The organism is Paraburkholderia sp. Ac-20340, from assembly GCF_017104965.1.
In the GTDB taxonomy this organism is placed as follows: Bacteria; Pseudomonadota; Gammaproteobacteria; order Burkholderiales; family Burkholderiaceae; genus Paraburkholderia.
In genome coordinates, this window is record NZ_JAAGPR010000014.1 from 146,612 (window position 1) to 172,137 (window position 25,526).

General features: G+C 65.5%; 25 protein-coding genes. 10 read left to right on the forward strand and 15 right to left on the reverse strand.

What is annotated here, in order from left to right; all coding sequences use genetic code 11:
- Positions 1 to 16 precede the first annotated feature (16 nt).
- The 8 genes from G3N59_RS18685 to G3N59_RS18720 form a co-directional block, all read right to left on the reverse strand.
- Positions 17 to 1,219, reverse strand: coding sequence for a D-alanyl-D-alanine carboxypeptidase family protein (locus G3N59_RS18685; protein WP_205984112.1), 1,203 nt, complete (start codon positions 1,217 to 1,219; stop codon positions 17 to 19).
- A gap of 347 nt (positions 1,220 to 1,566) precedes the next feature.
- Positions 1,567 to 2,199 (reverse strand): alpha/beta hydrolase, encoded by a 633-nt coding sequence (locus G3N59_RS18690; protein ID WP_205984113.1) that lies wholly within the window; start codon positions 2,197 to 2,199, stop codon positions 1,567 to 1,569.
- 54 nt (positions 2,200 to 2,253) lie between these two features.
- A complete protein-coding gene (locus G3N59_RS18695) occupies positions 2,254 to 2,589 on the reverse strand; it encodes a (2Fe-2S) ferredoxin domain-containing protein (protein ID WP_205984114.1) in 336 nt (111 codons plus the stop codon).
- Positions 2,590 to 2,755: 166 nt separating this feature from the next.
- The gene (locus tag G3N59_RS18700; RefSeq protein WP_205984115.1) at positions 2,756 to 3,967 is read right to left on the reverse strand and encodes a VanZ family protein; all 1,212 of its coding nucleotides are present in this window, start codon (positions 3,965 to 3,967) and stop codon (positions 2,756 to 2,758) included.
- 79 nt (positions 3,968 to 4,046) lie between these two features.
- Positions 4,047 to 4,685 carry an ABC-type transport auxiliary lipoprotein family protein gene (locus G3N59_RS18705; RefSeq protein ID WP_205984116.1) on the reverse strand — a complete coding sequence of 213 codons (639 nt, stop codon included), beginning with the start codon at positions 4,683 to 4,685 and terminating at the stop codon, positions 4,047 to 4,049.
- A 207-nt stretch (positions 4,686 to 4,892) separates the two neighbouring features.
- Positions 4,893 to 5,858 (reverse strand): MlaD family protein, encoded by a 966-nt coding sequence (locus G3N59_RS18710; protein ID WP_205984117.1) that lies wholly within the window; start codon positions 5,856 to 5,858, stop codon positions 4,893 to 4,895.
- 82 nt (positions 5,859 to 5,940) lie between these two features.
- Entirely contained in the window at positions 5,941 to 6,822 is an 882-nt protein-coding gene (locus tag G3N59_RS18715) for an ATP-binding cassette domain-containing protein (RefSeq protein WP_205984155.1), read from the reverse strand.
- Between the two features lie 32 nt (positions 6,823 to 6,854).
- Positions 6,855 to 7,988 (reverse strand): ABC transporter permease, encoded by a 1,134-nt coding sequence (locus tag G3N59_RS18720; protein WP_205984118.1) that lies wholly within the window; start codon positions 7,986 to 7,988, stop codon positions 6,855 to 6,857.
- Positions 7,989 to 8,384: 396 nt separating this feature from the next.
- Here G3N59_RS18720 and G3N59_RS18725 point away from each other — a divergent pair, with 396 nt between their 5' ends.
- The 3 genes from G3N59_RS18725 to G3N59_RS18735 are packed head-to-tail and all read left to right on the forward strand — an operon-like array spanning position 8,385 to position 10,431.
- Positions 8,385 to 9,302, forward strand: coding sequence for a biotin--[acetyl-CoA-carboxylase] ligase (locus G3N59_RS18725; RefSeq protein WP_205984119.1), 918 nt, complete (start codon positions 8,385 to 8,387; stop codon positions 9,300 to 9,302).
- Positions 9,299 to 10,138, forward strand: a complete 840-nt coding sequence (locus tag G3N59_RS18730; protein ID WP_205984120.1) for a type III pantothenate kinase — start codon at positions 9,299 to 9,301, stop codon at positions 10,136 to 10,138. The genes G3N59_RS18725 and G3N59_RS18730 overlap by 4 nt, the downstream gene beginning before the upstream one ends.
- A gap of 53 nt (positions 10,139 to 10,191) precedes the next feature.
- Positions 10,192 to 10,431, forward strand: a complete 240-nt coding sequence (locus tag G3N59_RS18735; RefSeq protein ID WP_205984121.1) for a hypothetical protein — start codon at positions 10,192 to 10,194, stop codon at positions 10,429 to 10,431.
- A gap of 94 nt (positions 10,432 to 10,525) precedes the next feature.
- On the opposite strand, the gene rfaE2 is transcribed toward G3N59_RS18735, so the two are convergent.
- From rfaE2 to G3N59_RS18770, 7 genes are all read right to left on the reverse strand, one after another.
- Positions 10,526 to 11,011 (reverse strand): D-glycero-beta-D-manno-heptose 1-phosphate adenylyltransferase, encoded by a 486-nt coding sequence (gene rfaE2 / locus G3N59_RS18740; RefSeq protein WP_205984122.1) that lies wholly within the window; start codon positions 11,009 to 11,011, stop codon positions 10,526 to 10,528.
- A gap of 114 nt (positions 11,012 to 11,125) precedes the next feature.
- Complete coding sequence (locus tag G3N59_RS18745; protein WP_027815760.1) at positions 11,126 to 11,995, reverse strand: acyl-ACP desaturase; 870 nt, start codon at positions 11,993 to 11,995, stop codon at positions 11,126 to 11,128.
- A 545-nt stretch (positions 11,996 to 12,540) separates the two neighbouring features.
- On the reverse strand, positions 12,541 to 13,770 hold the full coding sequence (locus G3N59_RS18750) for a patatin-like phospholipase family protein (protein ID WP_205984123.1): 1,230 nt from the start codon (positions 13,768 to 13,770) through the stop codon (positions 12,541 to 12,543).
- Positions 13,771 to 13,868: 98 nt separating this feature from the next.
- Complete coding sequence (locus tag G3N59_RS18755; RefSeq protein WP_205984124.1) at positions 13,869 to 14,648, reverse strand: PhaM family polyhydroxyalkanoate granule multifunctional regulatory protein; 780 nt, start codon at positions 14,646 to 14,648, stop codon at positions 13,869 to 13,871.
- A 175-nt stretch (positions 14,649 to 14,823) separates the two neighbouring features.
- Complete coding sequence (locus tag G3N59_RS18760) at positions 14,824 to 15,648, reverse strand: enoyl-CoA hydratase/isomerase family protein (protein ID WP_205984125.1); 825 nt, start codon at positions 15,646 to 15,648, stop codon at positions 14,824 to 14,826.
- 33 nt (positions 15,649 to 15,681) lie between these two features.
- Complete coding sequence (locus tag G3N59_RS18765) at positions 15,682 to 16,881, reverse strand: ABC transporter substrate-binding protein (protein WP_205984126.1); 1,200 nt, start codon at positions 16,879 to 16,881, stop codon at positions 15,682 to 15,684.
- Between the two features lie 208 nt (positions 16,882 to 17,089).
- Positions 17,090 to 18,082, reverse strand: a complete 993-nt coding sequence (locus G3N59_RS18770; protein ID WP_205984127.1) for a fumarylacetoacetate hydrolase family protein — start codon at positions 18,080 to 18,082, stop codon at positions 17,090 to 17,092.
- Positions 18,083 to 18,212: 130 nt separating this feature from the next.
- Here G3N59_RS18770 and G3N59_RS18775 point away from each other — a divergent pair, with 130 nt between their 5' ends.
- The 7 genes from G3N59_RS18775 to G3N59_RS18805 all read left to right on the forward strand — a co-directional run bounded on the left by G3N59_RS18775 (position 18,213) and on the right by G3N59_RS18805 (position 25,518).
- Positions 18,213 to 19,112, forward strand: a complete 900-nt coding sequence (locus G3N59_RS18775) for an IclR family transcriptional regulator (protein ID WP_205984128.1) — start codon at positions 18,213 to 18,215, stop codon at positions 19,110 to 19,112.
- Positions 19,113 to 19,208: 96 nt separating this feature from the next.
- Complete coding sequence (locus G3N59_RS18780) at positions 19,209 to 20,537, forward strand: DUF3108 domain-containing protein (protein ID WP_205984129.1); 1,329 nt, start codon at positions 19,209 to 19,211, stop codon at positions 20,535 to 20,537.
- A 347-nt stretch (positions 20,538 to 20,884) separates the two neighbouring features.
- Positions 20,885 to 21,694 carry an alpha/beta fold hydrolase gene (locus tag G3N59_RS18785; protein WP_205984130.1) on the forward strand — a complete coding sequence of 270 codons (810 nt, stop codon included), beginning with the start codon at positions 20,885 to 20,887 and terminating at the stop codon, positions 21,692 to 21,694.
- 262 nt (positions 21,695 to 21,956) lie between these two features.
- The gene (locus G3N59_RS18790; RefSeq protein WP_205984131.1) at positions 21,957 to 22,214 is read left to right on the forward strand and encodes a DUF3567 domain-containing protein; all 258 of its coding nucleotides are present in this window, start codon (positions 21,957 to 21,959) and stop codon (positions 22,212 to 22,214) included.
- 297 nt (positions 22,215 to 22,511) lie between these two features.
- Positions 22,512 to 23,606, forward strand: coding sequence for a homocysteine S-methyltransferase family protein (locus G3N59_RS18795; RefSeq protein WP_205984132.1), 1,095 nt, complete (start codon positions 22,512 to 22,514; stop codon positions 23,604 to 23,606).
- 131 nt (positions 23,607 to 23,737) lie between these two features.
- A complete protein-coding gene (locus G3N59_RS18800; protein ID WP_205984133.1) occupies positions 23,738 to 24,844 on the forward strand; it encodes an AAA family ATPase in 1,107 nt (368 codons plus the stop codon).
- Positions 24,844 to 25,518, forward strand: coding sequence for a DUF4276 family protein (locus tag G3N59_RS18805; protein ID WP_205984134.1), 675 nt, complete (start codon positions 24,844 to 24,846; stop codon positions 25,516 to 25,518). Before G3N59_RS18800 ends, G3N59_RS18805 begins: the two co-directional genes overlap by 1 nt.
- Positions 25,519 to 25,526: the final 8 nt, after the last annotated feature.

The following is a 25,526-nucleotide window of genomic DNA, read 5'->3' on the forward strand; positions in this document are numbered from 1 at the left end:
CGTCGCCCCGCGTCGCTTACTTCTTCTTGTTGAACATGAGCATCAGCGAATCCCACACGCGACCGACGATGCCGGCTTGCGGCACAGCCTGCAGGGCGACCAGCGGGAACTGCGCGAGCACCTTGCCGTCCGCGCCGACGAACTTCGCCGTGCCGACCTGCTGGCCGTCCGCGAGCGGCGCGATCAGCGGGCTGGTGATCTCGATCTGCGGCTTGGCCTTGTCGGCCGCGCCCTTGGGCAGCGTCACGAACTGATCCTTCTTCACGCCAACCTTGACGCTGTCTTCCGCGCCCTTGTAGACGCGCGGCGTCGCCACGGCCTGGTTCGCGCCGTAGATGCGCGTGGTGTCGTAGGCGCTATAGCCGTAGTTGAGCATCTTCAGGCTGTCCTGCACCCGGTCGTGCTCTTTCTGCTCGCCCATCATCACCGAGACCAGACGGCGATCGCCGCCGCCCGCCATCGGGCGCTTGGCCGAAGCGATCAGGCAGTAACCGGCCGCTTGCGTGTGGCCGGTCTTCAGACCGTCGACCGTCGGGTCGATCCACAGCAGGCGGTTGCGGTTCGGCTGCTTGATGTTGTTGTACTTGAATTCCTTGACCGAGAAGATGCTGTAGTACTCGGGATAGTCGCGAATCAGGCGCGCCGACAGCGTGGCCAGATCGCCCGCCGTCGTGTAGTGATTCGGGTCGGGCATGCCGTTCACATCGGCGAAATGCGTGTGCGCCATGCCGAGCTTCTGCGCCTCGGCGTTCATCATGTTGACGAAGTTCGCTTCGCTGCCGCCGACCAGTTCGGCCAGCGCGATCGCCGCGTCGTTGCCCGACTGGATGATCATGCCGTAGACGAGGTCGTGCACGGACACCGGCTTGTTCGCCTCGATGAACATGCGCGATTCGTCGGTCTTCACGCGACGCACGGCTTCGCTCGGCGTGACGATCTGCTCCATCGAGATCTTCTTCGTCTGCAGCGCCTCGAACGTGAGGTACGCCGTCATCAGCTTGGTCAGCGATGCGGGTTCGACGCGCTCGTCAGCGTTGCCCGAAGCGAGCACCTGGTTGGCGGTGGCATCGACGAGCACCCACGAACGCGCGTTCACCGCGGGCGGCGGCACCTGCGCGAAGGCCGATGCACTCGCGAACAGCGTGGCGCCGAGCGTGAGGGTACGAACGATGGAGGGGGAAACAAAGGAGGACTGCTGGCCGTTGGAGAGAAAACGCATAGGTTCAGGTCGGACGGGATTGGGGTCGGGATGAACGTTGCGCGCCATGCGGCGCACGGTCGGGTGAGCCGGAATGCGGCGCCTCGCTCACGCGCCTGGATGAGGTCCAGGCGGGCGCGGCTGGCCGCAAAAAGAGCGCTCATTATACGCGTCACGTAGGGGCGTTTTTCGATGAAGCCACACGTTTGCGCGTACCTGTCGTGCATTTTTCACGCGTCGCGTATTTCCCGCACGTTTTTTTCGGCGTGCTTCTCAACTATTTCTCAAGAAATTCTCACGAACTTCCGACGCACGCCTTACACCGTCCACGCAATCGGCTGACGCAGAAACTCACTCAATACGAAGGCTCAACGCCAGGCATCGACGATGATGCGTTTGAGCACATGCAGCTTGCGATGCAGGAAGTGTTCTGCCCCCGGAATCACCACCACGGGTAGTTCCTGCGGGCGCGCCCATTCGTACACCGACAGAATCGGCACCGTGTCGTCGAGTTCACCGTGAATCACGAGCGTGTCGTCGCGCACCGGGGCCACTTCCCAGCGGCTCGCCGCCGTGCCCACAAACACCATGCGCTCGATTGCGCCACCGGCTTCCTGGTAGCGCTTCGCCACGTGCGAAAGCACGAAGGTGCCGAACGAAAAGCCCGCGAGCACGAGGGGCACATCGCTTTGGCCCGGCTGCGCGCGCATGTACTCGAGCAGTTCGAGCAGATCGTCCTGTTCGCCGATGCCGTTGTCGTGCGTGCCGGCCGTCGTGCCCACGCCGCGGAAATTCGAGCGGTAGACCACGTAGCCCAGTTGCACGAGCGTGCGCGCGAGCGTCTGCGCGACCTTGTTGTCCATCGTGCCGCCAAAGAGCGGATGCGGATGCGCGACCAGCGCGATGCCGCGCACGGTCGTGCCGGCGTCCGGGCGGTCAAGCGCGCATTCGATCGTGCCGACGGGGCCGTCGATATGAAACTTCTCGGTTTGTGCGTTCATCTTTCTGCAGTTCTGTCAGGTTCCGGGCGCAACGGGATGGGGGCGATCGGTCGCTCAGACGTCCTTGCGGTCGATCATCAGGCGCTCGACCGGCTGGCCGTTCTGCAGATGCGAAACCACGATTTCGTCGATATCGCTTTCGTCGATGTAGGTGTACCAGGTGCCTTCCGGGTAGACCACCAGCACCGGGCCTTCCTCGCAGCGGTCGAGGCAACCCGCCTTGTTGATACGCACCTGACCCGGACCCGAAAGGCCCAGTTGCTTGACGCGCTTTTTCGCGTATTCCTGCATGTTCTGCGCGTCGCAGCTTGCGCAGCTAGGACGCTCCGCGCCGGGATCGCGCTGGTTCAGGCAGAAGAAAACGTGATGCTTGTAGAAGGAATCGGTCATGGCGTGGCGCTCTATTGTCTGATCGCGTGGAGACGGCGAAGCCTGCGAGGCTTGCGCGGCGCGGCGCGCGCACGAGTGCGGCGGCCGCGATGAAAGGTTCGAATGCGTAAAGCGGATGCGGTCGATTATAGCGAGCGCGGCCGCTTCGTTCCGGGCGCCGCGTGGCTCAGCGCGCGCGCCGTGCAAGCCACGCGCGCTCCAGCGAGAACGCCGTCCAGCCCAGCGCCATCCACGGCCAGGTCCACGCCAGCCAGCGCGCCAGCCCGTTGAAATGCAGATAGCGGCCCTGGCGCCAGTCGGCCAGCACCACATCGAAATAAGGATTCACCGACAGCACGTTGACCAGAGCCAGCGCAACGGCAAGCGCCACGGTCGCCGCCGCCGCGCGCGCGGTGCGCGGTAGGCGCAGCGCGAGAAAGGCCGCCAGCGTGCCCCACACGAGACCCGCGAGCGCGCCGGGCGTCGCCCAGTCGAACAGCAGGCCGCTTTGCGATTGCAGAAAAGTCGCGCCCGCTTTCACCACCAGCGTGGTGGCGAGCAGCACCACGATCAGGCGGGCGCGCGGCGCACGCGCGCGCATCGGCAGCGAGGCGAAGGCCGCCGCGCCGAACAGGTTCAGCGTCGTTACGATCGCTTCCCAGTCGCTGTCGGGCAGACGTGCAACCAGCGCATCGGGCAAGGCGCGCAGATGCCAGGCCGCGGGCGTCCACGCGAGCACGGCGTCCTGCATCGATACATCGAAACGCTGCCAGAGCGCGCGCGGCCAGTCGCCCATGCCGAAGAGGCGCGGCGCCGGAAACATGGTCGCGAACGGCCAGAGCGCGGCCAGCACCATCAGCGCGCCGGCGTCGCGCTCGAACCAGCGAAAACGCAGCCGCCGCAGGAAGCCGCGCTCCAGCAGCGCGCCGGTGAGCGGCGCCGCCAGCAAGGCGCCGAGCAGCGCGCCGAGCGCATTGGTGGCGAGATCGAGATTCGAGGCGACGCGCGTGGGCAAATAGGTCTGCACGGCTTCCATCACGCCGGACAGCAGCGTGCCGCCGAGCGTCGCCAGCGCGATCGCCGCCAGCCCGCGACAGCGCGGCCACACGGCGAGCACGGCCAGCGCGCCGAACGGCATATAGCCGAGCACATTGGTGACGATGTCGAAAACGGTCCAGTAGCGCGGGAACGGATCGCCAAGATAGGCGAGCGGGCTCAGGCCGAGCGAGCGCCAGCCCGAAAACGGATACCAGGAACCGTAGACGATCAGCGCGGCATAGAGCGCGAACGCCTGGCGCGAGAGCGTCGAGGACCGGCGCGGCAAGGCCTCGGGCGCGCGGGCTTCGACATCGTCGCGCTCGCCTGCGGAAGGGGATTTGGAGGTACTGTCGCCGCTCATTTCACTGCTCTTGCCGATGCCGCCCGCTGCTTTGCCATCTCATGCCGCTGATCGCAGGCAGCGCCACCATCGGCTCACTTCATGGCGTGCCGGCAAACGCCTGCACGCTCAGCCACGCGCCGATCTGGCCCGCAAAGTCGTCGCTTGCCGCGCGCAGCGCAGCCGCGCCGCCCGCCGCGTCCTGCGAACTGGCCGGCGCGCGCGAGATGAACGAACGCTGCGCAATCACCTTGCCACCCTGCATCAGCGTCGCGCGGGCGGCCAGCACGCCGGAACTGGAATTCGCGTTGTCGAACACCTGTTCGAACTCGGTCAGCTCGATCTTGAGCATGGGCGCGGGCACGGCGTCGGCGCCCGAGAGCACCGTCGCGCGCGACGACAGCGAGGTGCGCAGACGCTGCGTGAGCAGGCGCGCGGGCGACATGGTCCAGCGGCTGTTGGCGTAGCGGCTTTCGCGCTGCGCGTCACCGCTGATGCGATAGAGGATGCCGTCGTGGTCGAGCGTGGGTGGCGCGCTCACTTCGAGCACCTTGAGCGGCGGCAGCGAAGGCGGCGCGGGCTGCGCTTCGAGCGGCCCGAGGTCGTAGCGGATATCGGACAGCGCGGCCTGATTGCCCGCGCAAGCCGCGACCAGCGTGCCGACGGCAATTGCCGCCAGCAAGGCGCGGCCCAGCCCGGCGAACGAGCGCAATGAAAGTGAAGCGGCGTGGCGTGACATGGCGTTTCCTTCTGTGTCCTTCGTGTTGCAGCGGCCCGGCAACTCAGTCGTTCGCGGTCCGGCGATTCCTTGCAGCGCGCCCGGCATTCACCTCGCCTCGCGCGCATCGAAGCTACTCCGACCATGTTGCAGCGCCGCAGTTCGCGCGGCGCGCCGGGAATCGCACCCAGGCCGGCGTTTTCGAAACCCTTCGATCAGGGCCGCGCCCTATTTTCCAGCCGATCCGGCCGGCCACGAGAAGCCCGCCTCGCCCGGCCCCGGCGCGGGCAGCGGCGCGCCGCCGAACAGCAGACTGCGCGGGCTGCTCGTGAAGGTGCCCGCCGCGCGGTCCACCGACCGCATCGCGGAGCGCACATCGTCGGTCAGCGAATCGACGCGTGGCAGCGTGTCGTAACCCACCCGCGCGGAAAGCTCCGCGATCGACTCGTTCATCGACGTCAGCGCCTGTCCGGCCTGTTGCGCGGCCGTGCCGGCCTTGTTCAGATTGACCTGGAACGGACCGTCCGGGCGATTCACGCTGACGATCAGCTGATTGGTCGATTGCAGCGTCTTCTGCAGATCGGCGACCGTGCCCGGCAGGCGCTGCGCGGTCGGCTGCAACTGTTCGGCCAGCACATTCACGCTGCTCGCGGCCTGCTGCAAGGAAGCGACCGTCGCCATCACCTGCTTGCGGTTGTCCTCGCTGAGCATCTGGTCGACGTCGCTGGCGATGTTGTCGAGCTTGCGCAGCAGCGCGTCGCCGCGCCGCTGAAGCTGGTCGAGCAGCCCGGGCCGCAGCGGCACCTCGGCCACATGCTTCTCCGACGAAGGCAGCGGCGAAAGATCGAGATTGTTGTCGTCGAGCTGCACGAAGGCGATGCCGGTCACGCCCTGCAAGGCCAGCGTGCCGAAGGTCGAACGCGTCATCGGCGCTTTCTGGTCGATCAGCACGCGAATGCGGATCTGCCCCGGATGATTCGGATCGAACTGGATCGACTGCACCTTGCCCACGTCGATGCCGCGATAGCGCACGGCCGCGTCCGGGTACAGCCCGGTCACGCTGCTGTGCGAGATCATGTCGTAGGGCACGCGTACCCTGTGATCGGCGCTGAAGAAGAAGACCGCCAGCGCGATCGCGGCCAGCAGACCGATCGTGAAAAGCCCGGCCCAGAACGCATGCGGTTTGTTTTCCATCGTCAGATTCCCTCGTTGACGGCCGTTTCGATGACCGCTTCAGCGTCGGCAGCTTCCGCGGCCCTCGAGCTGTGCAACCTGTTCAACACGGTTTGGCGCCCACCGAAGCCGGCGCGAGCGCCGCCGCCGGCAGCTTCGCGCGGCGCTCGGGCGGCAACGCCTGGAGCGCGCGGCGCCCGCGCATGCCCAGAAAATATTCGCGGATAAACGGATCGTCCACGCAGGCCGCCTCTTCCACCGGCGCGGCCACCAGCACCTTGCGCTCGGCCAGCACGGCGACGCGCGTGGAAAGCGCGACCATCGCGTCCAGATCGTGGGTGACCAGCACGACGGTCAGGCCGAGCGCCCGGTGCAGCGTGCTGATCAGATCCACCACTTCGTCCGACGAGCGCGGATCGAGCCCCGCCGTCGGTTCGTCGAGAAACAGAAGCTCCGGCTCCAGCACGATGGCGCGCGCCAGCCCCACGCGCTTGACCATGCCGCCCGAGAGCGCGGCCGGCATCTTGGAGGCGTGCTTGCACGGCAGGCCGACCATTTCCAGCTTGAGCATGACGATGTCGCGCAGCAGATCGGCCGGCACCTTGCCGAGTTCGCGCACTGGCTGCGCCACGTTGTCGAACACCGACAGCGACGAAAACAGCGCGCCGTGCTGGAACAGCATGCCGGTGCGCGTGCGCATGAGGCGCGCGCGTTCCGGTTCGACCTGCGAAATGTCTTCACCGAACATCTTGATCGTGCCGGATGTCGGCCGCTCGAGGCCCAGGATCTGGCGCACGAGCGTGGTCTTGCCGGAGCCCGAACCGCCCACGATCGTCACGATCTCGCCGCGCCGGATCTCCAGATTCAGATGCTGATGGACGATGTTGCGCCCGTAGCGCTTGGTGAGATTGCTCACCTCGATGATGGGCTCGCCGATGGCCGGCAGCGGCAGGTCGTCGGCGACCTTCTTGAGCGGCGTGCTCATCGCGCCTGTCGTGCTCGTCGCGCCCAGCGTACTCATGACAGCCCCACGTTCTGGAACAGGATCGCGAACACGGCGTCGGCGAGGATCACGATGGTGATCGAGGTCACCACCGAAGTGGTCGTGCCTTCGCCCAGACTCTGCGAATTCGCCTTGATCCGAAACCCAAAGTGGCAACCGACGATGCCCACCAGCATGCCGAACGCCACGCCCTTGCCCAGCCCGATCCAGAGATTGGCGATCGGCACCACGCTCGGCAGCGAGCGGATAAACCACGACATATCGATGCCGAGCACCGCCTTGGCTGCCAGCGCTCCGCCCAGCAGCGCGATGATATCGGTCCAGATCACCAGCAGCGGCATCGCCACGCCCAGCGCGATCACGCGCGGCAGGATCAGCCGCAGCCCGTGCGAAATGCCCATCACGCGCATGGCGTCGAGTTCTTCGGTCACGCGCATCACGCCGATCTGCGCCGTGATGGCGGAACCGGAGCGCCCGGCCACGAGAATCGCCGCCAGCACCGGCCCGAGTTCGCGGATCACCGCGAGGCCCAGAATATTGACGATGAACTGGTTCGCGCCAAACAGACGCAACTGCTGCGCGGACAGATACGACAGCACGATGCCGATCAGGAACGCCACCATCGCCGTGATCGGCAAGGCGCGCGCCCCTGCGTTATAGACGTTCGCCGATATCTCCACCCACGGCGTGGCCTTGGGCTTGCGCAGGATGAAAAGCAGATCGAGCACGACGCGCCCGAGCATCGCGAGGCCGCCGTACAGATGATCCCAGAACGCGAAGATCCCGAGGCCGAGTTTCGTGATGGGGTCGATGCGCACCACGCGCTCGACGGGTTCGCGCACCGAATCGAGCAGCGCGATGCGCTCGAAGATGTCGCGCTGGGTGTCCGACAGCGCGACCAGATCGGCCGGCAGCCGGTGACCCCAGACGCGCCAGAGCGCCTGGCCGCCCACGTGATCCATGCGTTCGATACGCGACAGATCCCATTGACCGACCCGCTCGCCGACCAGTTCGCGCAGCCGCCGCACCGCGCCGCCCTGATCGCGGTCGCGCGCGAGCGCCAGCGCGGTCCACTGGCCGGACAGGCGCACGATTTTTCCCTGGGAGCCGGCCGCGATGTCGAGGCCGGGCGGTGTCTCTTGAGTCAAGGCGGGGCGCTCGGGCGGGGAAATGATCAGTCATTGTAGCGAACGCGCCCTGTTTCGTCGGTCCGGGCGCGCACCGACGCCGCAGCTTTCAGGCGCCTTCCCGAGCCTGTGGATAATTCTGTGGAAGAACTGTTGGCAGGCTGTGGGAACGGTGTGGAACATTAAGACAGTAAGCGATATTTCTCGACGACTCCGTATTACGGCCTGTGGATTATTCTGTGGATTTCCTGTTGGCCGCTTGTGGATCGGCTGTGAATTGCCTAAAAATCAGGCAATTTCGCGGCGCAGGATCGGCTATTTTGTGGCCGAGCTAGTGAGGCCCCTTTCGGTCGCGCCAGGTTTGCACGCGCGTGCGTCAGCGCGGCATCGAGCCACTACGCCACTACAATACGCACCATGAACGCTACTCCCTCGTCCCCCGACACTCCGCGCGCCGACGACTGGCGCATCGACCGCGATCGCGCGGTGACGCTCTTCGGTCCGGCCGCGCACGCCTGGCCGATCGAAATCGTCGAGGAAACCGGCTCGACCAACGCCGACCTGATGGCGCGCCTCAAGGCGCTGCCGCATCGCGCCGACGCCCTCGCGCGGCCGATCGTGCGCGTCGCCTATCTGCAAACGGCCGGCCGTGGCCGGCGCGGCCGCAGCTGGGTCGCGCAGCCCGGCGACGCGCTGCTGTTCTCGCTCGCCTGCGTGCTGCCGCGCCCGATCGAAGGGCTTGCCGGGCTGAGTCTCGCGATCGGATCGGCGCTGGTTGACGGCCTGCGCACGCTGCCCGTGGCCGCGCCCGGCCAGATCGCGCTGAAATGGCCGAACGACGTGCTGCTCGAAGGCGACAAGCTGGTGGGCATCCTCGTGGAAAGCGCGTGGAGCACGCCGGATGCATCGGCGGTGGTGATCGGCATCGGAACGAATGTGCGCGGCGCGGACGCGCTCGCGAAGAAAGTGCAAGCGCTCAATGCGGATGCCGCCGCCCAGCAGGCCGCGCCGGTGCCTGGCACGACGCCCACCGCGCTCTCGCGCGTGTGGCCCGGCGCCAATCTCACCGAGGTGCTCGCCGCCGAACTCAACGCGCTCGAAAATGCGCTCGAGCGCTTCGGCGCGAACGGTTTCGCCGCCTTCCAGGCGCGCTGGAACGCGTGCCACGCTTACGCGGGCCGCGAGATCGCGCTCTACGAACAGGGCGCGGAACTGATGCGCGGCATCGCCGTGGGTGTGGACGAGCGCGGGCAACTGCTCGTCGATACCCCGCGCGGGCGCGAAGCGGTCACGACCGGCGATGTCTCGCTGCGGCTTGCGGGCAGCGGCGCATGAGCGGCGCGCAGCACGCCGGGCCGTCTCCCTTTCTGTTGATCGACGCTGGCAATAGCCGGATCAAGTGGGCGCTGGTCGCCGCCGATGGCGCGCGGCTGCACTCCGGCGCGGCGAATCACGCGGATGCGCCGCCAGCGCCGGGTACGCCCGGCGGTTCTGACATACGCTACTTTGCCGATTTTGCCGATTGGGCCACCCTGCCCGCCCCCGGCAGCGCCTGGATTTCGAACGTGGCCGGCGCGGCGGTGACGCAGCGCCTGAACGCCGCGCTCGACGCGCACTGGCCGGGCCTGGCTCGCACGGTCATTCGCGCACAGCAACAGCAATGTGGCGTGACCAACCGCTACACGACGCCCGATGCGCTCGGCAGCGACCGCTGGGCCGGCATGATCGGCGCACGCGCGGCATTTGCCGGCGAACCGCTGTTGATCGCCACCTTCGGCACGGCCACGACGCTCGAAGCGCTGCGCGCCGACGGCACCTTTGTCGGCGGCCTGATCGCGCCGGGCTGGACCCTGATGATGCGCTCGCTCGGCGAGCACACGGCGCAGTTGCCGGTGCTGGACGCGCACACCGCGCCCGGTTTGCGCGGCACGGCATCGGGACCGTGGTTCGCCACCGACACGCAACGCTCGATTGCGGCAGGCTGCGCGCTCGCGCAGGCGGGCCTGATCGAGCGCGCCTGGGCCGATTTGCAAGACGAGTGGAAAATGCCGGTGCGGCTGGTGGTGAGCGGCGGCGCGGCAGCCGAAGTGACAGCGGCGCTCAAGGTGCCGCATACTCGCCACGATGCTTTGGTGCTCGCGGGCCTCGCCCTGATCGCCGCACAATCCTGAGCGCGCCTTGCGCGCGCTCGTTTTCAAGAACGATATCGACGGAGTTTCACACGATGCTGCGTGGGCTGATCGCCATTCTGATTCTCGCCAACCTGCTCGCACTCGGTGCGGTTCGCGGCCTGTTCGGGCCCACGCCCGCCTCCGGTACGCTCGATCGCAAACAACTGAGCCGGCAGATTCACCCGGAAAACCTGAGCGTTCGGCCGATCAAACCGTCCGAATCGGTCGACGTGCCCATCGTGGGCGGCCCGGTCGCGGACCCGGCCATCCAGTCGACCACATTGACGCAATAAGCGCAAAACCAGCGCAAAACCGGCGCAAAAAGACACAAAAAAACGCGACCATGCAATACGCATGGTCGCGCTTCACGCCGCAGTGAGCCCGCGCTCAGTCCTGTTGCGCGCGCACCTTCTTGAGCAGCTTGGTGGTCGAGCGATCGTGCTCGAACGCGATCGCCAGCGCCGTACCGCCCCAGCTACGCACCAGCGCCGATTCGGGCAGCGCATCCATGTCGTAATCGCCGCCCTTCACGAGAATGTCCGGGCGCACGGCCTCGATCAGCTCGACGGGCGTGCGCTCGGTGAACTGCACCACGTAGTCCACGCTTTCCAGCGCCGCCAGCAGCGCCATGCGGTCGTTCTCGTTGTTGATGGGGCGATCGTCGCCCTTGCCGAGCATCTTCACCGAAGCATCGCTGTTCACGCCGACGATGAGCGTCGCGCCCAGCGCCTTCGCATCGGCCAGATAGGTGACGTGGCCGCGATGCAGGATGTCGAAGACGCCGTTGGTGAACACCACCGGACCGGGCAGCGAGGCGCGCAGCTGCGCGAGCGCGTCGCGGGTCATGATCTTGCGTTCGAAGGAGGCGGGCATCGGATGAGACTCGAAAAATGAAATAAACGAAATAAACGCACAAACGGCCCGGACGCTGATGCGTAACGGGCCGCTTTCAATGGCTTGCCGCGGGATTCCGCGTCATTCAACCGCTCAGGCCGGCTGCTGCGTGCCTTGTTCGGCCTGCAGGCGCTGCACGACTTCCTTGCGGTAACGGTTCAGTTCCTGAGCCGTGCTGAAGGTGCGTTCGAAGAGGATCGACAGGTTGTGCAGAATGCGCTCGACCACCTTCTTTTCCCAGCCGTCGTCGAAGCGGATCTGCTCGTCGAGCCAGCGCTCGAGCCATTCCGGGTCCGGCAGGCGCGACTGGATGGTGTCGCGCGGGAACAGCGCCTGGTTCACGTGCAGGTTGGTCGGGTGCAGCGGCTTTTCGGTGCGGCGCGCCGAAGCCATCAGCACGCCGATCTTCGCGAATGCCGCACGTGCGACGTCGCCGGCGTTGTTGAGCGCCTTCTTCATGTAGCGCAGATAAGCGCCGCCATGACGGGCTTCGTCGCGCGAGATGGTTTCGTAGATGGCCTTGATGACCGGCTCGGTGTGCCATTCGGCGGCACGGCGATACCAGTGGTTCAGGCGGATTTCGCCGCAGAAGTGCAGCATCAGCGTTTCCAGCGGCGGCGCCGGATCGAACGTGAAGCGCACGGCGTGCAGCTCTTCTTCGGTCGGCACCATTTCCGGCTTGAAGCGGCGCAGGTATTCCATCAGCACGAGCGAATGCTTCTGCTCTTCGAAGAACCAGACGCTCATGAACGCGGAGAAGTCGCTGTCATGATGGTTGTCACGCAGGAACATTTCCGTGGCCGGCAGCGCCGACCATTCGGTGATCGCGTTCATCTTGATGGTCGCGGCCTGCTCGTCGGTCAGGAGCGAGCCGTCGAACTTGTCCCAGGGAATGTCTTTTTCCATGTCCCAACGGACCGATTCGAGCGATTTGTAAAGTTCCGGATAAAGCATCGTGTTCATAGTCCCGCCCCTGTTCTGCGCATGACGACTTCGTAGCGTGCTGCCCGCTGGCCCGTGCCCTCACGCGGCCGGCAGGCGAAAAGCATTTAATTTTACGCGGTAACCGGCCCTCTGGACGCAATTGCACCTGCGCTAAACAGATTACTTCCTGTCGAGCGACAATCCGCCGTGCCGGTATGGAAGGCGCCGTGATGGGTTCTGGGTAGCTGCACCGTGCCTCGAACCCGGCTGCCGGATAATCCGCGGGAGCCAACCGCGCCGTCTGCCCGCCCCGCCCGCGTGGCGCGCGACGGACCCGACGGTCCCGCCCAGTCTGGACTTGCCCGACCGGCATCACCCGGCTCTACTGCGACAGTTTGTCGCAGTACGGCACCCTCGCTGGCCCCGCCCCTGCCTTGGGCCGCCGCGACATAACGCGCGCGCTGGCTCGCTTGACCGAAGACCGACGGGGAACGTCTCGAGGCACAGATCGGCATGCGCAAAAAACGACCTGACGCCCATAAGACGGTCGGAAAAACCTTACACGATGATAGCACGGCGATCTTTCAGTTCCGGGGCACCAGCGGGCGCTCCGGCGCCGCGCCCGCACGCGAGTCCGACAATGTTTTGAGCCACATCAAAAGAACCTCGCTTTTCGCTTGCGTGTCGCGATATCCAAGCTCGATCAGCTCTTCGGTGAAAGCCCGCTCGAACAGCAAATAGCTCGCAAATGCCGCGCCCGACGCGCGATTGCCGCCCATCGCGCCCAGCATCATGCGCACCGATCGCGGCAGTTGCCGCAGATGGCGTGCCGCGATCAGCTCGATGCGCTCGCTCGGGCCGATCGCCAGCACGTCGATATGCCGCCAGCCGCTCTCCGGCTCGATCGTGTGCGGCAGATGCTCGACCATGCGGTTGACGTGCTCGATACGCTCGATATCGGCGCCGATCGCGTCGAAAAACACGCTCGCGAGCACTTGCTGGCCGACCTGCGCGAGCGTCGGGTACGCGTTGAGATCGGCATCGGGGCGCGTGGCGGAGGCGGCCACTTCGGGCGCGCTCGCACTCGCGCCGATCACGACGATGCGCTCGGCGCCGAAGTGGATCGCGGGCGACAGCGGCGCGATCTGCCGGATCGAGCCATCGCCGAAATACTCGTGGCGGCCGTCGAGTTCGAGCCGCACGGCGGGAAACACATAAGGAATGGCCGCCGATGCGAGCAGATGCGCGGGCGTCAATTCGACCATGCGCGCGGTGCGCTGGGCGCGCCGCCACGCGCGAATCGGCTCGCTCGCCTGGTAAAAGGTGAGATGACGTCCCGACGAATAGCTGAGCGCCGTCACCGCGAGCGCGTGCAGCACGCGCCGGTCGAGCATCTGCTCGATGCGGCGAAAGTCCAGCGTGCGGGCGAGGAAGTGCGCAAGCGGCGCATTGTCGAACAGCGTGCGAGGCGTGCGCGGCGCGGCGATGCCGAAAGTGGCCCAGCCGAACGCCAGCGCCCCGAGCCAGCGCGCGCCCGCCGCCGCGATGCCGGGCCAGTCGGTGCGATAGACCTGATCGGCGGACAGATGCGCCCAGACATCGACGAGACGCTGGGCGCCGGTAAGGAACTGATCGGCGTGACTGGCGATGGAGGTGGCGTTGATCGCGCCCGCCGACGTGCCGCAGATCACGGTGAAAGGCATCGCGCGCCGCGCGGGATCGGCCTGCGCGGCGAGTTCCGCGAGCGCACGCAACGCGCCGGCCTGGTAAGCCGCGCGTGCGCCGCCGCCCATCATCACGAGCGCAAGCCGCATTGCCGACGCTCCCCGTCTTGATCGCTGCTGTTATGCGCCTACCGTTTCGTACCTGCGGTCACATACGATTCGCCCGCTTTGATACGCGGGCTGCCGCGTTACTCCGGCCGCGCAGGCGCTTTCTTCGTGCTGCGCGCGGTCGTCTTGCTGGCCGTTGCACCACTGGCGCTGCTGCTGCGCTTCGCCGCCGGTTTCGCGCGCGCCGATGCGGATTCAGCACCAGCCGCGCCCGATGCACCCGATGCGCCCGTTGCCGCCGCCGAAGCATCGGCTGCCGCCTGAGCCGCGGCCTGCGCGGCTTGCGCCGCCGCTGCGGGCTGCGCCATCGCGAACTGCGCAAGCTGGTTGAACTGCGATTGCAGCAGATTCCACCAGCCCGACGCGTCGAAACCTGCCTGCGCGCCGGCCTCGTCGCCTTCGGCGGCCTGCGCGCTCTCGCCCGCAAATGCCGCAGATCCCGGCGCAGCCGAAGCCGACGATGCCGCCCCACGCGCCGGCGCTTCGTGCGCAGGCGGCGGGCTCATCTGCGATTGCGCGAACGCGCCGAAGGCACGCAGCGTCGAAAGCGTCGCGCGCTGCACTTCCAGCGCCTGGATCGCCGACTGCAGCATGCTCAGATTGAGCTTGAGCCACTGTTCGACGGCGCGCAGATCGGTGATGCGCTTGTCGAGTTCTTCGATATTGGTGAGCGGCGTCATCATGTCGGACATCATCGACAGCGACGGCCCGAGGCCTTGCGCCGCGCCCGGCTCGCTGCCGGGGAACGCGCTGCCGAACGGCGTGAGGCGCATCATCCCCCACATGCGGTCGAGCATTTCGGCGGGCGGAAAACCGGGAAAGCCCGGGAACGGCGGCATTGCACCTGCTGAATCGGTCATGCGAATCTCCCTCGCAAAACAATCAGTGTTGGATACGCGTGGCGCAATCAAGGCGTCTATAAGCTTCGATAAACGTGCGCGCACGCATCGTTTCGATCATACCGCGCGCCGAATCTGAACTCAGCCCCGGCGCGTTGAGAATGCAACTCGGGAATGCCGTTTCAGGCCGCGCGACTCAAAACGGATCGCCGCCAGGAAAATCCGGCGCGCGACGCTCGCGCAGCGACTTCACGCCTTCATGCACATCCGGCCCGGAAAAGCCCATGAATTCCAGCGCCAGCGACGCATCGAATGTCGGCCCCGCCTGACGCAGCCAGTTGTTGAGCGCGTACTTGGTCCAGCGCAGCGCCGTCTGCGAACCGTTCGCCAGGCGTTTGGCCACTTCGAAGGCCTTGGGCAAAAGATCGGTTTCATCGACGGCCAGCGACACGAGGCCGATGCGCTCCGCCTCCTCGCCGCTCACCGGCTCGCACAGCAGCAGGTAGTACTTCGCCTTCGCCATGCCGCACAACAGCGGCCAGACGATCGCCGCATGATCGCCCGCCGCCACGCCCAGCCGCGTATGACCGTCGATGATGCGCGCCGTTTTCGCGGCGATCGAAATATCGGCGAGCAGACCGGCGACGAGTCCCGCGCCCACGGCCGGCCCGTGCATCGCCGAAACAATCGGCTTGCTGCAGTTGATGACGTTGTAGACGAGGTCGCGCGCCTCGCGCCAGACGCGTGCGCGCACGTCGAAATGCTGCGCCATGTCCTCGACGAGCGCGAGATCGCCGCCCGCCGAAAAGCCCTTGCCCTCGCCGCGAATCACCGCGACGCGCGCATCGGGATCACGGTCCACGTCGCGCCAGATTTCCGCGAGTTCGCGATGCATGTTGGCATCGGCGGTGGCGAGCGCGCTCTTGTTGGCGCCCTCGCCGCTCATCACGATCTCGACGATGCCGTGTTCGTGGCGCCGCACGCGCAGGGCGTGATAACGGGCGTAGTAGGGATCGTTCATGGGCGCTGTCTCCTTTATTTCCATAATGCGCATTCAATGCGGCTGATAAACCCACTTGCCGTCGCGGATCTCGACCATCACGCGCGCACGCGCATCGAGGCCCAGATGGTCCGTGGCGCTCATATTGATGATGCCGTTGGTCGTGTGCAGGCCGCGTGTCGCTTCGAGGGCGTCGCGCAGCGCGCGCCGAAACGCGCTCGTGCCCGGCGCCGCGCTCTTGAGCGCGACCGGCACCGCGCTGCCGAGCAGCAGCCCCGCATCCCACGTATAAGCGCCGAACGCCGACACGGAACCCGCGCCGTAACGTGCTTCGTACCGCGAAATATAGTCGAGCGCGAGACGCCGTTCCGGGCGATCGTCAGGCAGTTGCGCAGCGACCAGCACGGGGCTCGCGGGCAGGAACGTGCCGTTGCAATCGGCGCCGCACACGCGCAGGAAATCGCGATTACCCACGCCATGATTGTGATAGACGAGGCCCTTGTAGCCGCGCTCCTTGAGCGCCTTCGGCGGCAGCGCGGCGGGCGTGCCGGCCGCGCCCACCACCACCGCATCGGGCTGCGCGGCGACGATCTTCAGCACCTGCCCCGTCACGCTCGGGTCCGTGCGGTTAAAGCGCTCGTTCGCAACGATCCTGATATCGCGCGCCTGCGCGGCCTTCGCGACTTCGGCGTAAAACGTTTCGCCCAGCGCGTCGGCCTGACCGATATAGGCGATCGTTTTGACCTTGTGCGCGCTGGCGTGCTCGACGATGGCGCCGGCCATCATCGCGTCGGTTTGCGGCGTCTTGAACATCCAGTGGCGCTTGTCGTCGACGGGCTCGATGATTTTCGCCGATGAAGCCAGCGAGATCGCGGGCGTCTCGCCTTGCGCGATCACGTCGAGCATCGCCAGCGTGTTGGGCGTGATCGAGGAACCGACTACGGCATCGACGTTTTCTTCGTCGATCAGCTTTTTCGTGTCCTGCACGGCCTGCGTGGTATCGGACGCATCGTCGAGCACGATGTACTGCACCTGCTGGCCGGCGATCTGCGTGGGCAGCATCGCCACGGTGTCGCGCGCCGGCATGCCTAGCGACGCAGCAGGCCCGGTCAGCGAAAGCACGAGGCCGATCTTGATCTGCGCCAAGGCAAGCGTGGGAACGAATAAAGCGGAAAGCGAAGCGAACAAGCAAGCGAAAAGCGTGACTGCGGCGCGGCGTTGCGGGCAACGTCGGCGCGTGCGAGAGGACTGCATGGTGTCTCCCTTTCGTTTGGGGCGAGCGTATTCTGCGTACGGCTTCGAAGGCGTGGCAGCGCCGCTTTTCAACGACGCGCCCCGCGCGTTCGCCAGTGTAGCCGCACATCGGCAGTGCGGCATCCGGCGAAACCCCTTTTTTGCGGCCTGGTGAGCGGCCTGATTGTGCGGCCTTAAGCGCGACCTGCTGCGCGACCGACTGCGCGGATTACTGCGCGTCCGACAGAGCCGACACGCCCTGATCGATCGCACCGAAAATCGACTGCCCGGCCGGGTCGAGCATCTCGATCTTCACGCTGTCACCGAACTTCATGAACTCCGTGCGCGGCTCGCCGTGCTCGATCGTCTCGAGGCAGCGTTTCTCGGCGATACAGCAATAGCCGCGCTTCGCGTCCTTGTTCGACACCGTGCCCGAGCCGACGATCGCGCCCGCACGCAGATTACGCGTTTTCGCCGCGTGCGCGATCAACTGGCCGAAGTGGAACACCATGTCCGTGCCCGCGTCCGGCTGGCCGACTTTCTTGCCGTTCCAGTAGACCAGCATCGGCAGATGCACGCGGCCTTCGCGCCAGTGCTCGCCCAGTTCGTCGGGCGTGACGACGACCGGCGAAAACGATGTCGCCGGCTTGCTCTGGAAGAAGCCGAAACCCTTGGCCAGTTCGGCGGGAATCAGATTGCGCAGCGACACATCGTTGGCCAGCGCGACCAGTCGAACGGCCTTGAGCGCTTCGTCGGCGCTCGCGCCCATCGGCACGTCGCCAGTGATGACGGCCACTTCGGCCTCGAAATCGATACCGAACGCTTCCGATGCGCACACGATGTCGTCGGTTGCGCCGATGAAGTCGTCGCTACCGCCCTGGTACATGAGCGGATCGGTCCAGAACTCGGGCGGCATTTCCGCGCCGCGCGCGCGTCGCACGAGTTCGACGTGGTTCACGTAGGCCGAGCCGTCGGCCCACTGATAGGCGCGCGGCAGCGGCGCCATGCAATCGCGCGCGTCGAAGCTGAACGTGTTGCGCGCGCGGCCGTGATTGAGCGCGTCGTAGAGGTCGATCAGTTGCGGCGCGTAGAAGCGCCAGTCGTCGAGCACGCGTTGCAGCGTGGGCGCGATCGCATCGGCGATGGCGGCGCTGCGCAGGTCGCGGGAAACGACGATCAGCTGGCCGTCGCGGGTACCGTCCTTGAGCGTGGCGAGTTTCATGGAATGAGGCGTGGATGACGATAGAGGAAATGTATTCTACGATGGTGAATCGGCGCGACCCAAGGGAAGCGGCGCGCCATCCCGAACCTGCCGATCCGAACGCTCGCCGATCGCTCTCTCCACGCTCTTTATGCCGCCGTCCAACCGCACTGCTTCATCGTCCCCTTCCGCCGCTGAATCCATCGACGAAACCGTGGATATCGACGATTCGAATGAGCCAAACGAACCGAACGATAGCGGCGAAGAAAAGCTGCGCTCGGGCATCCAGTCGATCGAAGTGGGCTTTCGCCTGCTCGACGTGCTCACCCACGAACCGCGCGCCATGATGCTGCGCGATCTAGCACAGCGCGCGGGCATGAGCCCGGCCAAAGCGCACCGCTATCTGGTGAGCTTTCTGCGTCTGGGCGTGGTGGCGCAGGACCCTGTGTCGGGGCGCTACGAACTGGGAGGCTTCGCGCTGCAACTGGGTCTTGCGCGCCTCGCGCGCGTGGACGGCGTGAAGCTGGCGCGCATCGCGCTGGCCGAACTGCGCGATGGGCTCGACATCACCGTGGGCATCGCCGTGTGGGGCAACCAGGGGCCGACGGTCGTGCACTGGATGGAATCGAGCCATCCGGCCAAGGCTTCGCTCAAACTCGGCGACGTCATGCCGATGCTCAGTTCCGCGACCGGCCTGCTGTTCGCCGCCTACCTGCCGCGCGGCAAGACCGCGCCGATGATCGAGCGCGAACTGGCCAGCGCGCAGCATTACGCGTGGGGTTCGACGCCGCGCACCGCCGAAGCGCTCGAAGACACGCTCGCCGAGGTTCGCAAGCATGGCTCGGCGCGCGTCGAAGGCATGCTGCTGCCGACCATCCACGCGTTCTGCACGCCGGTGTTCGACGCGAGCGGCGATCTCGCGCTGGGTCTCATCGCGCTCGGGCATGAAGGCGCGTTCGACAGCGACTGGCACGGCAGCGTCGATACGGCCTTGCGCGAGTGCGCGCAAAAGCTTTCGTACGAATTGGGGTACAGCCCTGTGGCGCGCTGACGATCGCGTTGGTGCGTTGGTTCTGCAAGGGTAAGGCGCGACGTGTCACAGTAGCGTTTATCCGCGATCCGGCCCGAAGGCCTCAGACCGAACCCGATGTCCACTCCCACCGCCGATAGAAACGCTTCCACTACGCCGCGCCGCCCGCGCGCCTGGCGCTGGCTGGCCGTGTTCGTCGCGGTGACGCTGCTGCACTGGCTCGCGGCCGAATGGTTCGAGCGCCATCACGGCCCGCAGCAGCCGGTCGCGCCCAAACACGTGCCCGTGCAGATACGTTTGCTCACGCCCGAGCGCATCGAGCAGCAGGCGAAGCCCGCCGCACCCGCTGCGAAACCCGCCGAAAAACCGGCCGCGCCCGCGCGCCCCAAACGCGCGCCGAGTCCGCCGCATACGCTTGAAGCGATCACGCCGCCCGTGGCGCATCCGAAAGTTGCTGCGGCACCCGAAGAGGCGGCATCGGCGCCTGAAGCGTCGGACGCTGCGGCATCGGCATCGGCGCGAGCCAGCGGCGCCTCGCAGGCGGCCGCGCCCGGCAACGGCAACACGCCGGCAGCTCCGGCCGCCCAGGTTTCGCACGGCGTCAAATTCCAGGTGCCGCCGTCGGGCGAACTCAAATACGACACCTTCTTCAACGGCGCGCGTAACGAACCCGGCACGATTCACTGGAAAAGCGACGGCCAGCACTACGAGATGGTGGTCTCGATTCCGCTGCCTTTCGTCGGCACATTCAGCTGGACGAGCCGTGGTCACGTCGATGCGTTCGGGCTCGCGCCGGATCAGTACATCGAAAAACGCGGCCGCCGTCCCGCCGATTTCACCGTCTTCAATCGCAACGACAAGCAGATCGTTTTCACGCGCACGCCGAATTCGCTCGCGCTGCCCGACGGCGCGCAAGACCGCTTCAGCATGGTCATGCAGCTCGCGAGCCTCGTGCGCGGCGACCCCGACACCTACAAGCCGGGCGTGACGCGCGAGTTCTATGTCGCCGATAACGACAGCGGCGAGACCTGGCCCATCACCACCATCGGCGATGAAACCGTGCGCACGGATCAAGGCTTCGTGAGCGCGCGCCATTTCATGCGCCTGCCGCGCCACGACGGCGACAAGCGGCGCATCGACGTGTGGCTCGCGCCGTCGCTGGGCTGGCTGCCGGTACGTCTCGTGCAGACCGAACCGAACGGCACGGAAGTGGAACTGCTCTGGCACGGCGCGTTGAGTGTGCCGAAGGTGTCGGGTGCCTCCGACGATGCGTCGAATGACATGACGAATCAGCCTGCATCGGCGCCGACGGCCGCGAGCGCGAGCGTGAGCGTCCCCGCGCCAACCGCCGAACCGTCCGCCGCTCAACCTGCGCCCGAGTCCGTACCCGAAACCGCGCCGGAACCCCTGCCCGCACCGCCCGCCGACGCACCGATGCACCCATAAGCGCCCTGCCGCACACTGGCGCGCAACGAATGCGCGTGCGAGCCAACAAAACGGCCATTCAGACCGCACGTTTGCGCGAAATAGCGCATACTGAAAATCATCGAAGCGCCCTGTATCCAGGTTGCATCCGGCCTGAATCGAATGCGCGCGCGGCACGAGACGAGCACAAAAAAGAACAGAGGAAAGCGTTCGCAGGAGGCTCGAGCCACGCACCGCACCGGACACCCCGGCTGCACAAAATACCGGCCCTGCGCCTTTCAGGCGCGCGGCTTGCGACAACCGCACGACGTCCACGCAGCACCTCGCAACCAGCCTGACTCCCGACCGTATCGGCCAAGGAGGAACGCATGCAAGCGACTGTCAATGGCATCGATACGCGCTACGTCTTCGAAGACCGCAGCGGCGGCCCCGCGCTGACGTTCATTCATCAGCTCGGTGGCGACCTTACCGTGTGGGACACGCTCGCCGGACATTTCCGGCATCGTTTTCGCGTCCTGCGTTACGACGTGCGCGGACACGGTGCGAGCGCCGTGTCGACCAGCGCGTTCGGCTTCAAGGAACTCGCCGCCGATCTTTCCGCCCTGCTCGATGCAAAAGACATCGAGAAGACGCATATCGTCGGCATGTCGATGGGCGGCATGATCGCGCAGCAGTTCGCGCTCGATCACGCGCGTCATGCCAGCACGGCGGGTTCGCGCGTGCTCTCGCTCACGCTTTGCGACACCGCCAGCCGCACCTCGCCCGACGCGCGCGAGACATGGAACGAACGCGCCGCGCTCGTGCGCCGCGAAGGCACGGCCGCACTCGCCGACGTGACGATGGCGCGCTGGTTCACACCGGACTTCCGTCGCACGAATCGCGATACGGTCGCGCAAACCTGCGACGTGTTATTACGGACACCTGCCGAAGGCTACGCGCGCGCCTGCGAAGCGCTGCGCGACTTCGACGTTCACGAACGACTCGCGCAGTTGCGCGTGCCGACGCTTGCCGTGGCAGGACGACTCGACAGTGGCACGCCGCCCGCGCTCACCGAAGCCATGGCGAACGCCATCCCGGAAGCACGTTTCGAAACGCTCGACGCAGCACATCTGGCCCCGGTAGAAGAATCGCATGGGTTTGCGGCCCTGCTCGAAACGTTTCTGCGCCAGCGGGTCTAAAGCTTGCAGCAGGAATTGCACTGAAATATGCATCCGATTTGCGCCAGAAACTGCATCCGGAACGCAACGGAATCCGTAGTACCCCAGGCAGCACCGAAGAGCAGCACGAGCAAGGCACCAGGCAACAGAAGGGCAATAAAGGGCAATAAAGGGAGAGCAGTCCGAAAAAGAGGTGATGCGGGACCCACCCCTTGAATTCCAGATCGAACGCTCCATTTATCGACATGAGCAGTGAGGGAGCACAGGAAAAAGGAGTGTCGCCATGCAGATGATCTACAACAGTCCCAACTATTGCGTTGTCGAGTTTCCCCCGCAGGACGGTCACGTCGCCATGCGCTCTGGAGGCTACGAAATCGTCGACAAAAATGCGCGGCGTGAACTGTTTATCGACGGCGTGATGGCGGCACGTTTTCGCGAAGACGTGCAGAAGCTGATGGATGAAGAGCAGTCGCTCGACGAGGTGGACGAATTCCTCGGACAGTTCGACAGCCTCATGCAGCAACCCGTTGTGCTGCATTGATACGTGGCGGCAAGCGCAGGACGGCTCCGCTCCCGCAGTTCCACCTGTCGGTCAACCCGTCATACCCACTGTCGTCCAATCTGCCGTAGAACACGCGCCGCCGGCACCCCTGGCGGCGCCCCAGCTCAGGAAACCCCGCCCGGTCCCGCGCCGCGCGGGGTTTTCTTTTTCCTGGCGGACGGCAAACCCGGCGCGCCTGGTGACGCCGCTACAACGCCCACGCCAGCGCCCGGCCCCTGCTGCGGATACAATATTGGGTTTCCCAGCTCGACCGGCGCTTAAGCCCGCCCATCATCCATGAACCAGCCCGCCGAACACGCTACGCGCCCAGTTGGAACGTCCTCTGGAGCCACGCCGTACACGCGCGCAGCCTCGCTGCCCGCGCTGCTTGCCTCGCGCATCGTGATCCTCGACGGGGCGATGGGCACGATGATCCAGCGCTACAAGCTCGACGAAGCCGCCTATCGGGGCAAAGGCGGCGTCGAACGCTTCAAGGATTACCCGCGCGACATCAAGGGCAACAACGAACTGCTCTCGCTCACGCAGCCGCAGATCATCAGCGAAATTCACGAGCAGTATCTGGCCGCCGGTGCGGACATCATCGAAACCAACACGTTCGGCGCGACCACGGTGGCGCAGGACGACTACGGCATGGGCGAACTCGCCATCGAGATGAACATCGAATCGGCGAAGCTCGCGCGCGCCGCATGCGACAAGTACTCGACGCCGGACAAGCCGCGCTTCGCCGCCGGCGCGATCGGCCCGACGCCGAAGACCGCCAGCATCTCGCCCGACGTGAACGACCCGGGCGCGCGCAACGTGAGCTTCGAGGAACTGCGCCGCGCCTACTACGAGCAGGCCAAGGCGCTGATGGACGGCGGCTGCGACCTGTTCCTCGTCGAGACGATCTTCGACACGCTCAACGCCAAGGCCGCGCTGTTCGCGCTCGACCAGTTGTTCGAGGATACCGGCGAGAACCTGCCGATCATGATCTCGGGCACCGTCACGGACGCCTCGGGCCGCATTCTCTCGGGCCAGACCGTCGAGGCGTTCTGGAACTCGCTGCGTCACGCGAAGCCGCTCACCTTTGGCCTGAACTGCGCGCTGGGCGCGGCGCTGATGCGCCCGTATATCGCCGAACTCGCGAAGCTCTGCGATACCTACGTGTCGTGCTATCCGAACGCCGGCCTGCCGAACCCGATGAGCGATACCGGCTTCGACGAAACGCCTGCGGATACCTCCGCGCTGCTCAAGGAATTCGCTTCGGCGGGTCTCGTGAACGTCGCCGGCGGCTGCTGCGGCACGACGCCCGAGCACATCGCCGCAATCGCAAAGGCGCTCGCCGAAATCAAGCCGCGCCGCTGGCCCGGGCAGTATCGCGACGCCGCCTGAGCTGACAGCGATGTCTGAGTAAACGTTGGCCATTCGGCCAGATGACGTGAGTTCGGGCATCGCACAAACTGGCATGCAAACCACTGCGCAAGGAGTCTGCCGTGTTGCATGCCGTAACGGGAAATCAGAACATGCCTGCCATCAGCAAGCTCACCATCGCAGGATACAAGTCGATACGCGAATTGCGCGAGTTCGAGCTCCGCGATCTGAACGTGCTGATTGGCGCCAATGGCTCCGGCAAGTCGAACTTCATCAGCTTTTTCCGGATGTTGGCGGAGATGTATGGGCAGCGGTTCCGGATTTATGTCGGCAAGCAGGGGGGCGCTGATTTCATCCTGCGCTACGGACGGAAAATGACCCGTCAGGCGAGCGGGGAAATCGAATTCAGCGACGACTTCGGCCGTTACGACTTCACGCTCGACAGCAACAAGGAAAACGGACTGGTTTTCGCACAGGAAGGTGTCCAGTTTCCAGGCTCGCAGCGCATGCCGCTCGTCAGCCCCAGCGTCTACGAATCGGCGCTTCCCGAGCTTAAAAAAATCGTGCAGGACAAAGGCTGCGAATTCGACGACATGGCGCGGACGATCCCGCCAATCGACCGTATTCGTGTCTACCACTTCCACGACACCAGTGACCTGGCAACGGTCAAGCAGATCCACGCGAGGAACGACAACCTGCGTCTGAAAAACGACGCGGCCAACCTCGCGCCGTTCCTGCGCATGCTGCGCGAACAGTACGAAGGCCATTACCGTGCGATCGTCGAATCGATCCGCCTGGTTGCGCCCTTCTTCGACGACTTCGTTTATCGCGAAGGCAACCCCGCGACGGTCGAACTCGAATGGACCGAAAGGGGCAATCCTGATGCCTCGTTCAATGCGCACATCCTGTCCGACGGCACGCTGCGCTTCATCTGCCTCGCCACGCTGCTGCAACAGCCCGTCGAACTGATGCCGCCCGTCATCCTGCTCGACGAACCGGAACTCGGCCTGCATCCGTTTGCGATCAACATTCTCGCCGACCTGCTGGAACTGGCCGCAGAGCAGGTGCAGTTGATTGTGGCGACGCAGTCAGTGCCCTTGCTCAGTTGCCTCAAACCCGAAGACATCGTCGTTGTCGACCGGCAGGACAATGCCTCGACGTTCAGGCGCCTCGACGAAGCAGAACTGGGTACCTGGCTGGAAAACTATTCGCTCGGCGAACTGTGGGAAATGAACGTGCTCGGCGGGAGACCTGCGTAATGGTGAATCTCGTCATTCTCGGCGAAGGTCAAACCGAGGAAGTTTTCGTTCGCGAAGTGCTGGCGCCCGAACTGGCGGCGCGAAGCATTTTCGTCCACGCACAAACCGTCAAGTCGTCCAGAACCGGACGGGGCGGCGCGCTCAATCTGGACCGCGTGAGAAAGAATCTTCGCGACATTCTCGGTCAGCGCAGCGACACCTATGTGAGCACGCTGTTCGACCTCTACGGCCTGGGCCCGTCGTTTGCGGACTTCGCGCAGTCCCGCCAACACCCGCCGGCATCGCGAGCACGACGCATCGAACATCATTTGCACGAAGACATCGTGGCGCACAGCGGTTGCCGGCGCGAACGGTTTATCCCGCACGTCCAGCCGCACGAATTCGAAACGCTGCTGTTCAGCGACGTTCGCCAGATCAGCGCGACTCGTCCCGAGTGGGCGCAGTATTGCAGCGATCTCAAGCGCGTGCGCGAAGAATACGAAAATCCCGAGCATATCAACGACTCGCCAACGACCGCGCCGTCGAAGCGACTCATGAATCTGCTCAAACCGTCATACAAGAAAACAACGCACGGCCCGGTCATCGCCAAACGCATTGGACTGGCCACCATCCGCGCGGCTTGTCCGCATTTCGGCCAATGGTTCGACAAACTGACCGCCCTGCAACCCCTTTGATCGCCCAA

Coding starts and splice junctions, on each gene's coding strand:
- G3N59_RS18685 (WP_205984112.1), bottom strand. CDS start 1,219: ATGCGTTTTCTCTCCAACGGCCAGCAGTCCTCCTTTGTTTCCCCCTCC.
- G3N59_RS18690 (WP_205984113.1), bottom strand. CDS start 2,199: ATGAACGCACAAACCGAGAAGTTTCATATCGACGGCCCCGTCGGCACG.
- G3N59_RS18695 (WP_205984114.1), bottom strand. CDS start 2,589: ATGACCGATTCCTTCTACAAGCATCACGTTTTCTTCTGCCTGAACCAG.
- G3N59_RS18700 (WP_205984115.1), bottom strand. CDS start 3,967: ATGAGCGGCGACAGTACCTCCAAATCCCCTTCCGCAGGCGAGCGCGAC.
- G3N59_RS18705 (WP_205984116.1), bottom strand. CDS start 4,685: ATGTCACGCCACGCCGCTTCACTTTCATTGCGCTCGTTCGCCGGGCTG.
- G3N59_RS18710 (WP_205984117.1), bottom strand. CDS start 5,858: ATGGAAAACAAACCGCATGCGTTCTGGGCCGGGCTTTTCACGATCGGT.
- G3N59_RS18715 (WP_205984155.1), bottom strand. CDS start 6,822: ATGAGCACGCCGCTCAAGAAGGTCGCCGACGACCTGCCGCTGCCGGCC.
- G3N59_RS18725 (WP_205984119.1), top strand. CDS start 8,385: ATGAACGCTACTCCCTCGTCCCCCGACACTCCGCGCGCCGACGACTGG.
- G3N59_RS18730 (WP_205984120.1), top strand. CDS start 9,299: ATGAGCGGCGCGCAGCACGCCGGGCCGTCTCCCTTTCTGTTGATCGAC.
- G3N59_RS18735 (WP_205984121.1), top strand. CDS start 10,192: ATGCTGCGTGGGCTGATCGCCATTCTGATTCTCGCCAACCTGCTCGCA.
- rfaE2 (WP_205984122.1), bottom strand. CDS start 11,011: ATGCCCGCCTCCTTCGAACGCAAGATCATGACCCGCGACGCGCTCGCG.
- G3N59_RS18745 (WP_027815760.1), bottom strand. CDS start 11,995: ATGAACACGATGCTTTATCCGGAACTTTACAAATCGCTCGAATCGGTC.
- G3N59_RS18750 (WP_205984123.1), bottom strand. CDS start 13,770: ATGCGGCTTGCGCTCGTGATGATGGGCGGCGGCGCACGCGCGGCTTAC.
- G3N59_RS18755 (WP_205984124.1), bottom strand. CDS start 14,648: ATGACCGATTCAGCAGGTGCAATGCCGCCGTTCCCGGGCTTTCCCGGT.
- G3N59_RS18760 (WP_205984125.1), bottom strand. CDS start 15,648: ATGAACGATCCCTACTACGCCCGTTATCACGCCCTGCGCGTGCGGCGC.
- G3N59_RS18765 (WP_205984126.1), bottom strand. CDS start 16,881: ATGCAGTCCTCTCGCACGCGCCGACGTTGCCCGCAACGCCGCGCCGCA.
- G3N59_RS18770 (WP_205984127.1), bottom strand. CDS start 18,082: ATGAAACTCGCCACGCTCAAGGACGGTACCCGCGACGGCCAGCTGATC.
- G3N59_RS18775 (WP_205984128.1), top strand. CDS start 18,213: ATGCCGCCGTCCAACCGCACTGCTTCATCGTCCCCTTCCGCCGCTGAA.
- G3N59_RS18780 (WP_205984129.1), top strand. CDS start 19,209: ATGTCCACTCCCACCGCCGATAGAAACGCTTCCACTACGCCGCGCCGC.
- G3N59_RS18785 (WP_205984130.1), top strand. CDS start 20,885: ATGCAAGCGACTGTCAATGGCATCGATACGCGCTACGTCTTCGAAGAC.
- G3N59_RS18790 (WP_205984131.1), top strand. CDS start 21,957: ATGCAGATGATCTACAACAGTCCCAACTATTGCGTTGTCGAGTTTCCC.
- G3N59_RS18795 (WP_205984132.1), top strand. CDS start 22,512: ATGAACCAGCCCGCCGAACACGCTACGCGCCCAGTTGGAACGTCCTCT.
- G3N59_RS18800 (WP_205984133.1), top strand. CDS start 23,738: ATGCCTGCCATCAGCAAGCTCACCATCGCAGGATACAAGTCGATACGC.
- G3N59_RS18805 (WP_205984134.1), top strand. CDS start 24,844: ATGGTGAATCTCGTCATTCTCGGCGAAGGTCAAACCGAGGAAGTTTTC.